This window comes from Lentzea sp. NPDC042327, from assembly GCF_040647275.1.
GTDB lineage: Bacteria > Actinomycetota > Actinomycetes > Mycobacteriales > Pseudonocardiaceae > Lentzea.
The window spans coordinates 1-14,702 of the sequence record NZ_JBEZBX010000031.1; the positions used below are offsets into that span (position 1 = coordinate 1).

Below are 14,702 nucleotides of genomic sequence, written 5' to 3' on the forward strand. Positions count from 1 at the left end.
GGGGGGCGGCCCCCCGGGGGGGTGGTGTGGGTGCGGGGGGGTGCGGGTGGGGGGCCCGGCGGGGGGCCGGGGGGGGGCCACCACCCCGGCCTACCTCGCGCCGACGTGCAGCGCGAGCGCCGTGCCCGCACCGAGGGTGTGGGTGAACCGGCCGTTCGAGTCGACCGTCACGCGCACGCAGCCGGTCTCCTGCACGTTGCAGTAGCTCCCGGCGGGCAGGGCGGTCTGGAACGTCCTGGTGACCGCGAAGGTCTCCCGGTTGATCGCGACGAAGCCCTTGCTGCCGCGCCCGAACGCGATCAGGTCGTACCCGTTGTCCTGCCAGTTGTTCACGTCGGTGCCGGCCACGGTGTTGCGGAACGCCACCATGTTCGCGATCTGCGTCCACGCGTGCTGGCACTTCCAGCCGCCGTTGTAGCAGGCCCAGTCACCGGGCGGGCCCGCGTCCTTGTCGCTGAACTCGTAGCCGGAGTAGACCTGCGGGGCGCCGTAGTTCCACGCCAGCATGAACACGTTCGCCAGTGTGTAGGTCGAGTTGTCCTTGTAGGTCAACGTGGACCCGTTGCGCTCGGTGTCCCAGTTGTCCACGAACGGCCGGGCCTGGCCGCTGGGCAGGAAGCCCCACGACTGGCCGAACGTGCGCAGGTAGGCCAGGTTCTCGTTGGTGAAGATCCGCTTCAGGTCGTAGGCGTAGCGGAACTCGTCCACGTCACCGGACCCGGTGTACTCGCCCGGCTGCACCGCCTCACCGGCGCCGTAGATGACCTCGTGCACCCAGAACACGTTCGGGTTGGTCAGCTTCGACTTGATCGCGGACAGGTCGGCGGCCGCGATGTGCTTGGCCGCGTCGATGCGGAACCCGTCCACGCCCATCGCGATGAGCCGGTTGAGGTACCCGGCGATGGCGCCGCGCACGTAGTCGCTGCCGGTGTTCAGGTCGGACAGTCCGACCAGCTCGCAGTTCTGGACGTTGGAGCGGTCCTGGTAGTTGCTGATCGGCGAGCGGCACGAGTGGAAGTCCCAGTCGCTGTACACGCCGGGGTAGTTGTACTTCGAGTAGCCGGTGCCGCCGGTGCCGGTGCCGGAGCCCGCGCTCATGTGGTTGACCACCGCGTCGGCGATGACCTTGACGCCCGCGCTGTGGCAGGCCGAGATCATGTTCCTGAACGCGTTCTCGTCGCCGAGTCGTCCGGCGATGCGGTAGCTGACCGGCTGGTAGGTGGTCCACCACTGGGGACCCTGGACGTGCTCGGTGGCGGGGGACACCTCCACGTACCCGTAGCCCTTGGGGCCCAGCACGGTCGTGCACTCCGAGGCCACGCGGGCGAACGGCCACTGGAACAGGGTGACGGTGACGTCCCTGTTGCCCGGCGGTGCCGCAAAACTTTGCGCCGGTGCGAACAGCGTCACGGCCAGCACGGCCGTGACCAGGACGCGAAGAGCCGAGGAAACCACGTTGTCTCCTAGGTTGCAGGGGTTCCCCATGGTCGTACCAGGCCGACCCGCGCACCGGGAAGCGTTGCAAGAACTTTCTCCGCGAATTCGTCCGCGAAGCGTACGGACTAGTCCTGTGTGGTCGAAGTGGCCGCCGCGATCAGGGCGATCAGCTGGCGGCGGAAGTGCTCGTAGTCGTCGACCGCGCCGAGCAGCGCGTCGGACTCGCGTTCCTCCCGGCGGGCGGCGGCCAGCGCGCGGCGACCGGCGGGGGTGATCTTCACCGACGTGCGCCTGCGGTCGGTGGGGTCCTGGCTGCGCACGACGTGGCCGCCGCGGCCGAGGTGCTCGATCGTGCGGCTCATCGTCTGGTCGGTGACCCGGCACAGCACGGCCAGCTCGCGCTGCGAGCGCGGCCCGTCGGCGAGGTGGTGCAGCGTGATCATCCCGGCGTGGGTGAGGCCGCGGCCGGCGAGGAAGTCGTCGAACCGCTTCTCGACGACGCGGGCCGCGACCGAGAGGAGCCTGCCGGTCGGCCAGGAGGCGACGTCCGCGCCCACCTGGTCCGGGCGGTGCGCCACCGCCAGCTCGTCTCCCTCGGCCACGACCCCATCATCCCAGACCCGCCCGATCACCCCACGTCGGTCCCGAACGGCATGCCGGTGACCGGGCCACCGGCCGCGAGCGCCGCGGAGACGGCCGCGGCCGCCGGCGGGTAGGCCAGCTCGCCCAAGCCGCCCAGCGGGGCGTTGGACTGCACGATCGTGACGTCGACGTCGGGTGTCTGCCCGATGCGCGCCCACCGGTAGTCGCCGAACGACGACTCCACGACGCGTCCTTCCCGGACGGTGATCTGCGCACCGAGCACAGTGGACACCGCGTCGACCACGCACCCCTCGACCTGTGCCCGCACACCGGACGGGTGCAGGGCCACGCCGACGTCGACCGCGGCGTGCACGCGCAGCACCCGGCGCGACCCCGGTTCGGCCACGGCGACCACCGCGATCGCCGAGCCGTAGTCCTCGTGGCAGGCGACACCGCGGGCCGTGCCCGGTGCGGGCGGCTTCGCCCAGCGGGACCTCTCGGCGACGGTGTCGAGCAGCCGGTGCAACCGAGACCCCGCCGGCAGCAGCGCCCTGCGCAGGGCGATCTGGTCGAGACCGGCCCGCGCGCCGAGCTCGCTGAGGAAGTTCTCCTCGGCGTAGAGGAACTGCCCGGCGTAGACCGCGCGCCAGAACCCGGTCCGCAGCGGCGCCGGCCGCACGCCGACCGCGATGTCACCGGGCACGGTGTACGGGAAGTGGTCGCCGCTCGCCTTGATCAGCGCCGGGTTGGCGAACATCGGCAGGACGGTCAACGGCCAGGTCACGACCTCGTGCGACCGCCGGGTGGGCAGGCCGTCGGGTCCGACGAGCGCGGTCATCCGGTGCACCGACATCGGCCGGTAGGAGTCGTTGCGCATGTCGTCGGCGCGGGTCCACAGCACCTGCACGGCCGCACCCACCTTCCGCGAGCAGGCCACGGCCTCCAGCACGGGGTCGGGTTCGATGCGCCGCCCGAACGCGCCGCCGGACGCCGTCGCCTCCACCCGCACGGACGTCGCGGGGATCGCGAGCTGGCGGGCCAGCTGCGTGCGGAGGCCGCCGGGGTCCTGCGTCGGTGCCCACACCGTCAGCCCGTCCGGGCGGACGTGCGCGGTGGCGTTCATCGGTTCCATCGGCGCGTGCGCGAGCAACGGCATCCGGTAGACGCGCTGCACGCCGTCGATCGGGCTTTGCGCGGGGAGGGCGGCCTCCAGGTCGGCGAGCCACGCGCGGCTGTCCGCCGCGGGGGTGCCGCCGCGCCACGTGACCCGCAGCGCGTCCCGGCCGCGCAACGCCTGGTGGGTCGACTTCGCCACGACCGCCACACCGCCCTGGCCCTCGGCGGGTGCGGTCAGCGTCAGCACGTCGACCACGCCCGGCAGCGCGCGGGCCGCGGTGTCGTCGACCGCGTCCGGCACCGCGCCGAGCCACGGCGGGCGCAGCACGACCGCGACGAACCCGCCGGCCGGCCGGGCGTCGATGCCGTACCGGGTGCGACCGGTGACGATGTCGCGGGCGTCCACGCGGCCACCGCGGGTCTTGCCCAGCAGCCGCCACTCCTCCGGCGGCGTGAGCTCGACCGGCACCGTGGCGGGGTCGAGTGCGGCGGCGGCGCGGACGAGGGCCCGGTAGGCGAGCCGGCCCCGGCGTGGATGGCGCACGGTGCCGTCCTTCGCCGTGCACTCGGCGACCGGCACCTTCCAGCGCTGCGCCGCGGCCGTGACCAGCAGGCAGCGCGCGGTCGCGGCGGCCGTGCGGATCGGCGTGGCGAGCTGGCGCACCGACGACGAGTTCGCCACGGCCTGCGAGCCGAACCGTTCCGTGTCGCCGTGCGCCTGCTCCAACGTGATGTCGTCGGCGTCGACCGCGAGCTCTTCGGCGACCATCAGCGCGACGACCGTGCGTACGCCTTGGCCCGTGTCCGGCCGTGGCACCGTGGCCGTGATCCGGCCTTTGTCGTCCAGTCGCACGAAGACGGTGGGCACCAGGCCCGTGGCGCCTTCGGAGCTCTCCTGCGCGAGTGCCGGCACCGGCACCGCCACGACGAGTGCTCCCGCTCCCGCACCGCGCAGGAGGGTCCGCCTGCTGATCACCGGTCCTCCTCGCGGATGAGCCGGCTCGCCCGGCGCACCGCCGCGCGGATGCGCGGGTAGCTGCCGCAGCGGCAGACGTTGTCGCGCAAGGCCTCCTCGATCGCCGCGTCGTCCGGGTCGGGGTTCTTCGCGAGCAGTGCCGCCGCGGCCATCACCTGACCCGGCTGGCAGTAGCCGCACTGGGCGACGTCGAGCTCGCGCCACGCCCGTTGCACGGGGTGGTCGCCGTCGCGGGAGAGCCCTTCGATGGTGGTGATCCGCGTTCTCGTGCTGTCGGCGGTCGTGCGCACGCACGGCCGTGCCGCCTCACCGTCCACATGGGACGTGCAGGCGCCGCACAGACCGACCCCGCACCCGTACTTGACCCCTGTCAACCCCAGTTCGTCACGCAACACCCACAGCAGGGGAGTGTCACCCTCGACGTCGACCTCGTGCCGTTCACCGTTGACGCGCAACAGATATCGGGCCACCGCGCTGCCTCCCGAGTTGCTCAGTGCGCTGAACATATCATGACGAACCGTGCATAATGCTCAGCATGCTGAACGATGTGCGGCGCTCCTCCCGAGGGGTGCTGGTGTGGGGCGTGGCGGCGAGTGCGCTGCTCACGGGCCTGGTGTGGCTGCTGGGTCAGCGGCTGCACGGGGTCGAGCTGCTGCCCGACCGGGGTGCGTCCTGGTACTACTGGAAGCTGCCCGACCCCACCTCCTGGACCAGGGCGTCCGCCTGGCTGGGCTACGCGGCGCACCAGCTGGTGTCGTGGTGGCTCATCCACTTCGCGCAGACCAGGGTGCGGCGCTACACCGACGGCCTGCACCGGATCAACGTGATCGCGCTGGCCGCGAACGGCGGGTTCATCGCGCTGCACGCGGTGCAGACGCAGCTGTTCTACGACGGCCTGGCGCAGGACGTGTCGATCTTCAGCTCGCAGGGTTCCGTCGTGCTGCTGCTGGTCTGGGTGCTGCTGATGGAGAACCGCCGCCGCGGCCTGGTGCTCACCTGGTCGGCGCCGATCTCCGCGCAGGTGGTGTCGTTCGCCCGCCGCTACCACGGCTACCTGTTCAGCTGGGCCGCGATCTACACCTTCTGGTACCACCCGATGGAGTCGACCAGCGGGCACCTCATCGGCTTCTTCTACATGTTCCTGCTGCTGGTGCAGAGCAGCCTGATGTTCAGCCGCGCTCACACGAACCGGTGGTGGACGCTCACCCTCGAACTGATGGTCGCGATCCACGGCACACTGGTCGCGGTGATGAACTCGGGGCCGGACGGGGTGTGGCCGATGTTCCTGTTCGGGTTCGTGGCGATCTTCGTGCTCACCCAGATGCACGGCGTCGGGTTGAGCGCCCGCACCCGCTGGTGGATCGGCGGGACGTTCGTGGTGGCGGCGCTCGCGGTGTACTCGTGGCGCGGGCTCGACCGGATCGACGAGGTGGTGCGGATTCCGTTGATCGAGTACCTGCTGGTGGGGGTGCTGGCGCTGCTGATCTGGGCCGGCGTCCGCGCGGCCGCGCTGGTCCGGTCGTGACCTGGGCGCGGCGGCTGGCCGGGACCGCCTGCCTGGTGGTGCCGCTGGTGCTCCTGGTCGCGGGCTGGGGTCCGCTGACGGCGGGGCACCCGGCGCAGCCGGTGCTGCTCGGCGCGGTGGCCGTGGTGGGCGGCGGGCTCGCGCTGTGGCGGAAGGTGCCGTCGTGGCTCGTGGTGGTGCTCGCCGTGGTGCTGGTCGCGCCCGCCGTGTACCTGCAGCCGTTCGCGGCCACGCGGGTGGAGGACGACGCCGCGGTGCTGCGGCCGGACGGTGCCGTGCGCGCCGGGCTGGTGTTCCACCCCGGTGCCCGCGTCGACTACCGCGCCTACCTGCCGTTGCTCAAACGCGTTGCGGCACAGGGGTTCCTCGTGGTGGTCGTGCGCGAGCCGCTGAACATGGCGTTGCTGGCCGGTGACACGGCACCGGTGCGCGCCGCCCACCCCGAGGTGCCGGTGTGGGCGGTCGGCGGGCACTCGCTGGGCGGTGTGGCCGCCGGACGGGACGTGCTCGCCGACAGCTCGGTGCGCGGCCTGGTGCTGTGGGCGTCGTACCCGGTCGGCGACCTGTCCGGGCGGACAGGGCTGACGGCGTGGTCGATCTCGGGGGAGCGGGACGGGTTCACCACCCCGCAGGACGTCGCCGACTCGCGGCGGCGGCTGCCGGCGGACACCCGGTTCGAGGTCGTGCCGGGCGCCGTGCACGCGTTCTTCGGCGACTACGGCGACCAGCCCGGCGACGGGACGCCGACGGTGCCGAGGGACCAGGCGCAGGACCGGATCGTCGCGGCCACGGTGGCTGCGCTCGCCGCCATGTGAGCTCCGGCCGGCCGGGGCAATGGTGCGGGTCCACGGCGGACGGCGGCACGAGGTGGTGGCCGCGCACGTGGTGCGCTCGTCCTGCCGGGTCTTCACTGGGGTCGTCATGTCCCTGCCTGCACCGACGGAGGCGAACACATGCGACTCGGGAACGTGTTCCTGGCACTCGCGGCGGCCACCGGCCTGGCCGCCGCGTCCCTGTCGATCTCACTGGCGGCGGTCCCCGCGCCGCAACCGGGCACCCTCGCCCGCTACGACGTCACCGGCACGTACGTCAGCGGGTTGTCGTCCGGCGGTTTCATGGCCAACCAGCTGCACGTGGCCTACTCCGGGGTGTTCCAGGGCGCGGGCATCTTCTCCGCGGGCCCCTACGACTGCGCCCAGAACAACCTCACCACCGCGCTGAACGCGTGCATGGACACCTACCAGCCGCGCAAGACGCCCGCCGAGCTGGAACAGCTGACCAGGACCCGTGCGTCGGCGGGCACGGTCGACCCGCCCGCGAACCTGTCCGGCGACCCGGTGTGGCTGTTCCACGGCAGCGCCGACCAGACCGTCGCCCGCGCGGTGAACGACGACCTGGCCACCTACTACCGCGATTTCGGCGCGAGGGTGGCGTACGACAACACCTCCGCCGCCGGGCACGCGTGGGTCAGCCCGATCGGACCGAACAGCTGCGGCTCGACGGCCTCGCCGTACGTCAACAACTGCGGCACCGCGGACCCGGTGCGCGAGATGCTCGGACACCTGTTCGGGTCGGTGGCCGCGCCCGCGTCGTCGCTGACCGGCAAGCTCGTGCAGTTCGACCAGGGCCGGTACGCGCCCGGCGGGAACGCGGCGGCGATCAGCCTGGGCCGTGACGGGTTCGCGTACGTGCCGCGGGCGTGCGAAACGGGGCCGTGCAAGCTGATGGTCACCCTGCACGGCTGCTACCAGTACCACGGGCTCGTCGGGAACGCGTTGATGGACAAGGGCTACCTCAACGAGTACGCCGACACCAACCGCATGATCGTGCTGTACCCGCAGGCCACCACGATGACCGGCAACCCGCGGGGGTGCTGGGACTGGTGGGGCTACCAGTCCGCGTCGTACCCGCTGAAGTCCGGTCCGCAGATGGCCGCCGTCGTGGCGATGGTGAAGGCGCTGACCAGCGGGCAGACGCCGACCACGACCACCACCACGTCACCCGGGTCGGAGTGCGTCACCGCGAGCAACTACGCGCACACCACCGCCGGCCGCGCTTACGCGAACCTGGGACAGACCTACGCGCTGGGCTCCAACCAGGCGCTCGGGCTGTGGAACACGTTCGTCACCAGCAGCGTCCGGCAGAGCGCGCCGAACTACTGGGTGAAGTGCTGACACGTCGCCGTGAAGGGTGGAAAGCGCTTACCGAAAGAAGCCGTTCGCGCGGTGCGTTGGCCCGTTTCCGCCCTTGACCCCTCTCCGGTCCGGTGCTGTCATGAAGCACGGCAGGTTTCTGGGAGCGCTCCCAGAAAACGGACTTCGAGGGAGAAGACGTGCTCAGCAGCGTTGGTGTGCGCGTGGGTGCCGTGGCGGCGGCTCTCGGTGTGGTGGCAGGGGGTGTCGCGGCGGCGGGACTGGCCGTGGCGGCCCCCGGCTGCAAAGTCGACTACGTGGTGCAGAACCGGTGGCAGGGCGGGTTCTCGGCGAACGTGACGATCACGAACCTGGGCGACCCGGTGACCGGGTGGAGCCTGGCGTGGACGTTCCCCGGTTCCGAGCGCTACGGCGAGGGCTGGAACGCGCGGTTCACGGCGTCCGGCGCGAGCGTAACGGCGTCCGATGTGGACTGGAACGGCGCTGTGCCCACCGGTGGCACGGCGTCGTTCGGGTTCAACGGCACGGTGTCCGGCTCGGAGGTGGGCACGCCGGAGTCGTTCTCCTTGAACGGCGTGGTGTGCACGGGCGGCGTGGGGCCGACGACGACCACGACGACGACCACGACCACCACTCCCGCACCCGAGCCCGGTGACCCCACCGGCCGCAAGCAGGTCGAGCGGCTGGACCGCGGTGTCGTGAGCGTCCGTTCGGGCAGCGGCAACCTGGTCAGCTGGCGGCTGCTCGCCGGCGACGCGCGCGACACCGGGTTCCACGTGTACCGCGGTGGCACCAGGCTGACCTCGGCACCGGTCACGGCGTCCACGAACTACCTCGACGCCGGTGGCCCGGCGGGCGCGTCCTACACCGTGCGCGCGGTCGCCGGCGGCGTGGAGCAACCCGCGTCCCCGGCATCGCTGTCGTTCGCCCAGGGCTACCTCGACGTGCCGATCTCCGCGCCGGCCGGCGGGTACAGCGCGAACGACGCCAGCGTGGGCGACGCCGACGGTGACGGCCGGTACGAGATCTTCCTGAAGTGGTACCCGGACAACGCGAAGGACAACTCGCAGGCCGGCGTCACCGGGAACACGTTCATCGACGCCTACCGCCTCGACGGCACCCGGTTGTGGCGCATCGACCTGGGCCGCAACATCCGTTCCGGCGCGCACTACACCCAGTTCCAGGTGTACGACTACGACGGCGACGGCCGTGCCGAGATCGCGATGAAGACCGCGGACGGCACCCGTGACGGCCGCGGCACGGTCATCGGCAACGCCTCCGCCGACTACCGCAACAGCGACGGCTACGTGCTGAGCGGCCCCGAGTTCCTGACGATGTTCAACGGCCTCACCGGTGCCGCGGTGTCCACCGTGAACTACGACCCGCCGCGCGGCACCGTGTCCTCGTGGGGCGACAGCTACGGCAACCGCGTCGACCGCTTCCTCGCGGGCACCGCCTACCTCGACGGTGCCCGCCCGTCACTCATCATGGCCCGCGGCTACTACACCCGTTCGGTGATCGCCGCCTGGGACTTCCGCGGCGGCCAGCTCGTGAAGCGCTGGACGTTCGACTCGAACAGCAACACCGCCTACGCGGGCCAGGGCAACCACTCGCTGACCATCGGCGACGTGGACGCCGACGGCCGCGACGAGATCGTCTACGGCGCGGCGGTCGTGGACGACACCGGCCGCGGCCTCTGGAACACCCGCTTCGGCCACGGCGACGCCGCCCACCTCGGCGACCTCGACCCGTCCCGCCCCGGCCTCGAGTACTACAAGGTCTCCGAGGACGCCAGCAAACCCGCGTCCTGGTTCGCCGACGCCCGCACCGGCCAGGTCCTCTGGCAGACCCCGGCCGCCGGCGACAACGGCCGCGGCGTCGCCGGCGACATCCACCCCGGCAGCCCCGGTGCCGAGTCCTGGTCCAGCGCCGACAGCCAGCTCCGCGACACCAGGGGCCAGGCCGTCGGCCGCAAACCGTCCTCGGCGAACTTCCTGCTGTGGTGGGACGGTGACCCCACCCGCGAGCTCCTCGACGGCACGCACGTCGACAAGTACGGCACCTCCGCCGACACCCGCCTGCTCACCGCGGCCGACGTGCACTCCAACAACGGCACCAAGTCCACCCCGTCGCTCTCCGGCGACATCCTCGGTGACTGGCGCGAAGAGGTCATCTGGCCCACGACCGACAACCGCGCGCTCCGCATCTACAGCACGCCGGCGCAAACCGACCGCCGCATCCCGACGCTGATGCACGACCCGATGTACCGCGTCGCCATCGCGTGGCAGAACACGGCTTACAACCAGCCCCCGCACCCGAGCTTCCACATCGGTGCCGGCATGGCCACCCCGCCGTGGCCGGACGTGCACTACGCGGGCTGAAGGGTTTTGAGCACAAGGCATTCCCACGACGTCGCACCCTGAGTGGTGCGCGTGGAGTCCACGACCCGGCGCTCCCGCCGGACCGCACCGAGGATGGCGCGGGACCGGCGGGAGCCCAGGAACATGGACACGATCACCACGCCGTCGGGCGTGAGCGCCCGCTCGTACCGTTCGAGCGCCGCCAGCGGATCGGTGAGGTAGTACAGGCTCTCGTTGAACACGATCACGTCGAACTTCCCGTCCGGCGTGTGCGTGTCCGCGTCGGCGGCCCGGAACTCCGTGCGCTCGTCCACCCGCTGCGCCAGCCTCCGCACGGCCACCTCGGAGATGTCGAGCCCGACGTACCGCTCGTACCCGTGCGGCAGCCACCGGCTGTGCAGCACCCCTTCACCGCACCCGACGTCGAGCACACTGCCACCCGGCGCGAAGAACGTCCCATACCCGACGATCACCGCGTAGTACGCCTGCTCGCCCAGTCCCGCCAGGTGGTCCCACTCGCCCCTGGCGTACTGCGCGTCCCACGCGGCTCGCTCCCGGGGCGTGTCCCCCTTGGCCTCCCGCGCCTCGAAGTCGCGGACGAACCGCTCGACGCGGTCGTGGCCGGGGAACCGCCGCCCGTAACCGGCGGTGTAGTAGCCCGTGCGCAGCAGCCGACCAACACGACTCATCGGGCAAAGCTAGCAAACCGGACACGACGCCGGGAGTGTCGATTTCCGCGCCCGTGCCTTGGTCGGTCGAACTCCATCGCTTCTCGCGGCCGGAACGTTTCGCCTTCCGCTGACCACTTTTTGTCCCCAAATTTCAGCTAACGCCGAGCGTGCGCCGAACGACGAGAGGTCCGAACGGGTGAGCGGAGGAAATGCGGGTGTGCGCGGTGATCGGGTCCGATCCGGACCGGCTCGACCGGTTGGCGTCGACGCTGCTCGCGTGCGCCGACCGGGTGGACGGCGTCCGCTCCGAGCTCGCGGTCGTGCTCCTCGGTTCGCCCTGGCGCGGCCACGACGCCGCGGGGGCCTGGTACCTCTCGGACTCCGAGGACGACCCCGGCAGGAGTACCCCGGTCAGTCCCGGCGAGGCGTGCGCCCGCGTCGGCGAGCTGTTCCCGGACGTGGTGGGAGCACGGTGATCCGGACGGGGCTGACCACGCACCCCGGCGTGGTGCGGACGGTCAACGAGGACGACGCCGTCGCGGGCAGGCAGGTGTTCGCCGTGGCCGACGGGGTCGGCGGGCACGCGGCCGGCGAGGTCGCGAGCGGGCTCGTGGTCGCGCGGCTGCGGGAGCTCGACGGGCTGGAGCTGCCGGGGGTGGAGGACGTGCGGGCGACGCTGGCCGCCGCCGGCCGGTCGCTGGTGGAGGCCGAGCACGGCGGGATGACGACGGTCGCGGGGCTCGCGCTGGTCGCGTTCTCCGGGCAGCCGCACTGGGTCGTGTTCAACGTCGGCGACTCGCGGGTCTACCGCCTCGACGGCGCGGGGCTGACGCAGCTCACCGTCGACCACTCCGAGGCGCAGGAGCTCGTGGCGGCCGGGGTGCTGACCGCGGACGAGGTCAGGACCTACCCCCGTCGGCACGTCGTCACCAGGGTGCTCGGCAGCACCGGCGCCGGTGACCCGGACCTGTGGGTGTTCCCGCCGCGGGCCGGTGAGCGGTTCCTGATCTGCACGGACGGGCTGACCGGCGAGCTCGCGGACGACGAGCTGGACGAGGTGCTGCGGCTGCACGCCGACGCGGCCGGTGCCGCGGCGGACCTCGTCGACCGCGCCGTCGCCGCCGGGGCCCGCGACAACGTCACCGCGCTGGTGGTCGACTACACCGAGGCGGTCGCGTCCAGCTGCGACACGGCACCGCGGGGTCCGCGATGACCGCTGTCGAGTACGTGCCGGGCACGTGGACCGCCGTGGTGGGGGAGCGGACGTGGCTCCTGCTGTCCGTGGCACCCGGCTCCGACCTGGTCCGCCGCTGCTGGGAGCTGGTGCGCGCGGACGAGCCGCTGGACGAGGTGCTCGCCGCGATCGTGCACGAGGGGTTCCGCGCGGTGAGCGGGTTCGCGCTCGTCCGCGTGACCGCGACCGAACAGCGCGCCGTGGTGCGCGGCGAGGTCCAGCTGCAGGCCGTCACCAGGTCCGGTGCCGTCGAGGAGATCACCGCGGCCGGTGTCGCGACGTGGGTGGACCGCGGCCTGGACGACGTGGCCCTGCTGCGGGTCACCGCCGGTCCGGGAGGCACCGCGCTGCCGTTGCGCGGGGGCGTGGTCCTCGCGGGTGAGCTCGTCGTGACGCTGTCCGACGTCGCCGCAGCCCTGCCGCCGCAACCGGCCCCGCAGACCGAGGTCGTCGAGCACACCGTTGTGCGCCAGGAAGAACCGGTCGACCTGCCCGTCGTCCGCGACCACGTCGCACCACCGCCGGTGCCCCGGCCCGCGCTCGCCCGGACCGGTGGCGTGATCCAGTCGTTCGACTGGGCGCCCCGGGTCGCCGCGGCGCCACCCGCCGAGCCGGTGACGCACACGGTGCTGCGCACGAACGCCACGTCCCCCGGCGACACCCGGATGCTGCACGCGGGGAACCACCGGGTGCGGGCGCGGCGGTGCCCGTCGGGACACCTCAGCTCGGACTACGCGGTGCACTGCCGGGTGTGCGAGGTCCTGCTGCCCGACCAGGTCGCCATCGTGCTGGACAGGCCCGTGCTGGGCCTGCTGCGGATGTCCACCGGCGACACGATCGCGCTCGACCGGGACGTGGTGGTGGGCCGCGACCCCGGTGGTGACCGCAGGCACGCGAACCTCGTGCAGGTCGGCAGCGAGACCGACGCGGAGATCTCGCGGACCCACGTCGAGGTGCGGCTGGAGGGCTGGGACGTGCTGGTGCGCGACCTCGGTTCCACCAACGGCACCACGATCTCCCGCCCCGGCTGCCCGCCGGAGCAGCTGGCCCCGCACATCGAGCAGTTCCTCACCCCCGGGACCAGGGTGTCGCTGAGCGAGCAGGTCTTCTTCACGTTCGAGGTGGGCGGATGACGCTGGGACCACCGGCGATCCCGGACTTCGAGTACCGCGGTGACATCGGTGCGGGCGGCTTCGCGACGGTGCACCGCTACTACGACGGCAAGCTCAAGGACGACGTCGCGGTCAAGGTGCCGCAGACGACCGGCCTGTCCGACGAGGTGCGCGAGCGGTTCCTCGCCGAGGGCGAGTCGATGGCGAAGCTGCGCAAGCACCGCAACGTCGTCACGGTGTACGGCACCGGCACCGCTGTGGACGGACGCCCGTACCTGGTGATGGAGTACTGCCCCGGCGGCGACCTGGCGAAGATGGCGAGCCGGATGCCGTTGTCGGTCAAGCAGGTCCTCGACATCGGGGTGCAGATCGCGGGCGCGCTGGAGACGGCGCACGGGCGCGGGATGCTGCACCGCGACATCAAGCCGGCCAACGTGCTCATGAACGAGTCCGGCGACGCGTGCCTGACCGACTTCGGCATCGCGGGCCGGCTCGCGGACCGCGGCCGGGAGACGCAGGTGGCGCTGTCGCCGCCGTGGTCGGCGCCCGAGCTGTTCGGCGTGGACGCCGTGGCGAGGTACGGCGTGCGCACCGAGGTGTTCTCGTTCGCCGCGACGCTGTGGCACCTCCTCGTGGGACGGTCGCCGTTCATGCCGCTCGGCACCGACCACTCGGTCGAGGCGGTCCAGCACCGGATCGTGAGCGGGTGGCGGCCGGACCAGCTGGCCGCACCCGACGAGCTCCGGCGGTTGTTGTTGCGCGCCATGGACCAGGACCCGGCGGCACGGCCGGGTTCCCTGCTCGACTTCGCCGCCGAGCTGCAGCGGATCCAGGTGACGTACCGGTTCGGCCGGACCGAACTGGTGCTGATGCCCGGCACCGTGCCGGAGCGGCACCCGGTGCGCACGGCCGGCGTCCCGTCGTTCGCGCCGCCTGCTCCGCGCACCGCGCCGCCGACCCGGCAACGGGTGCCGCCGACGGCGCCCCGCGCCCCGCACACCCTGGTGCGGCAGGGAAACCCGCAGCCGGCGACGATCGTCCGCGAGCCCGCCTCCGCACCGCGGCCGACACCGGCGGAGCACGTGGAACGGGTGCGCTGGCCGCTCTACGCCGCCGGTGCCGCCGCGGCGGTCGCGATCATCGGTGTGGGCGTGTTCCTGTTGTCCGGCGGGGAGGAACCCGCGACCGGACCGGCGCCGGCCACCGTCGTCGACGACGTCCCCGACCAGAACGCGGGGGCGGGCAGCGCCCCGCCGGGCCGTCCGGTGATCACCGCGATGCGCGTGGACGCGGGAACAGTCCGGTTCGAGTGGAGCTACTCGGCCCAGCAGGCCACGGACACGTTCTCCTGGCGCACGTCCGACGGTGCCCGCACCGGTGTGGAGAAGGCGCCGAAGGTGGTCGTCGAGGGCGCGAACCCCGTGTGCCTCCAGGTGAAAGTCGTGCGCGCGGACGGCAGCAACGCGACCGCCGACTGGTCGCAGGAGAGCTGCGGATAATTCTCCGCCCGCATTCGGGTGAAAGCTGCAACGGATT

At 72.2% G+C, this 14,702-nt stretch carries 13 protein-coding genes; 8 read left to right on the plus strand and 5 right to left on the minus strand.

What is annotated here, in order from left to right:
• Positions 1-90: 90 nt before the first annotated feature.
• From AB0A63_RS39470 to AB0A63_RS39485, 4 genes are all read right to left on the minus strand, one after another.
• Complete coding sequence (locus AB0A63_RS39470) at positions 91-1,455, minus strand: alpha-amylase family protein (RefSeq protein WP_360401570.1); 1,365 nt, start codon at positions 1,453-1,455, stop codon at positions 91-93.
• Between the two features lie 107 nt (positions 1,456-1,562).
• Positions 1,563-2,039 carry a MarR family winged helix-turn-helix transcriptional regulator gene (locus AB0A63_RS39475; RefSeq protein WP_360401573.1) on the minus strand — a complete coding sequence of 159 codons (477 nt, stop codon included), beginning with the start codon at positions 2,037-2,039 and terminating at the stop codon, positions 1,563-1,565.
• Positions 2,040-2,065: 26 nt separating this feature from the next.
• Positions 2,066-4,111 carry a molybdopterin cofactor-binding domain-containing protein gene (locus tag AB0A63_RS39480; protein WP_360401576.1) on the minus strand — a complete coding sequence of 682 codons (2,046 nt, stop codon included), beginning with the start codon at positions 4,109-4,111 and terminating at the stop codon, positions 2,066-2,068.
• A complete protein-coding gene (locus AB0A63_RS39485) occupies positions 4,108-4,581 on the minus strand; it encodes a (2Fe-2S)-binding protein (protein ID WP_360401579.1) in 474 nt (157 codons plus the stop codon). Before AB0A63_RS39485 ends, AB0A63_RS39480 begins: the two co-directional genes overlap by 4 nt.
• Positions 4,582-4,646: 65 nt before the next feature.
• Between AB0A63_RS39485 and AB0A63_RS39490 the strand changes: the two genes are divergently transcribed.
• The 4 genes from AB0A63_RS39490 to AB0A63_RS39505 all read left to right on the plus strand — a co-directional run bounded on the left by AB0A63_RS39490 (position 4,647) and on the right by AB0A63_RS39505 (position 10,170).
• Complete coding sequence (locus AB0A63_RS39490; RefSeq protein ID WP_360401582.1) at positions 4,647-5,636, plus strand: hypothetical protein; 990 nt, start codon at positions 4,647-4,649, stop codon at positions 5,634-5,636.
• Positions 5,633-6,451, plus strand: a complete 819-nt coding sequence (locus AB0A63_RS39495; protein ID WP_360401585.1) for an alpha/beta hydrolase — start codon at positions 5,633-5,635, stop codon at positions 6,449-6,451. Before AB0A63_RS39490 ends, AB0A63_RS39495 begins: the two co-directional genes overlap by 4 nt.
• 138 nt (positions 6,452-6,589) lie before the next feature.
• The gene (locus AB0A63_RS39500; RefSeq protein ID WP_360401588.1) at positions 6,590-7,810 is read left to right on the plus strand and encodes a PHB depolymerase family esterase; all 1,221 of its coding nucleotides are present in this window, start codon (positions 6,590-6,592) and stop codon (positions 7,808-7,810) included.
• A 158-nt stretch (positions 7,811-7,968) separates the two neighbouring features.
• Complete coding sequence (locus AB0A63_RS39505) at positions 7,969-10,170, plus strand: cellulose binding domain-containing protein (protein ID WP_360401591.1); 2,202 nt, start codon at positions 7,969-7,971, stop codon at positions 10,168-10,170.
• Here AB0A63_RS39505 and AB0A63_RS39510 read toward each other — a convergent pair.
• The gene (locus AB0A63_RS39510) at positions 10,158-10,838 is read right to left on the minus strand and encodes a class I SAM-dependent methyltransferase (RefSeq protein WP_360401594.1); all 681 of its coding nucleotides are present in this window, start codon (positions 10,836-10,838) and stop codon (positions 10,158-10,160) included. The genes AB0A63_RS39505 and AB0A63_RS39510 overlap by 13 nt on opposite strands.
• 206 nt (positions 10,839-11,044) lie before the next feature.
• Between AB0A63_RS39510 and AB0A63_RS39515 the strand changes: the two genes are divergently transcribed.
• From AB0A63_RS39515 to AB0A63_RS39530, 4 genes are read left to right on the plus strand one after another with little or no spacing between them, the layout of a single operon-like run.
• Positions 11,045-11,296 carry a hypothetical protein gene (locus AB0A63_RS39515; protein ID WP_360401597.1) on the plus strand — a complete coding sequence of 84 codons (252 nt, stop codon included), beginning with the start codon at positions 11,045-11,047 and terminating at the stop codon, positions 11,294-11,296.
• The gene (locus tag AB0A63_RS39520; protein WP_360401600.1) at positions 11,293-12,033 is read left to right on the plus strand and encodes a protein phosphatase 2C domain-containing protein; all 741 of its coding nucleotides are present in this window, start codon (positions 11,293-11,295) and stop codon (positions 12,031-12,033) included. The genes AB0A63_RS39515 and AB0A63_RS39520 overlap by 4 nt, the downstream gene beginning before the upstream one ends.
• Positions 12,030-13,187: an FHA domain-containing protein gene (locus AB0A63_RS39525; protein WP_360401603.1), complete on the plus strand. Its 1,158-nt coding sequence runs from the start codon at positions 12,030-12,032 to the stop codon at positions 13,185-13,187. Before AB0A63_RS39520 ends, AB0A63_RS39525 begins: the two co-directional genes overlap by 4 nt.
• Entirely contained in the window at positions 13,184-14,665 is a 1,482-nt protein-coding gene (locus AB0A63_RS39530) for a protein kinase (RefSeq protein WP_360401606.1), read from the plus strand. Before AB0A63_RS39525 ends, AB0A63_RS39530 begins: the two co-directional genes overlap by 4 nt.
• Positions 14,666-14,702: the final 37 nt, after the last annotated feature.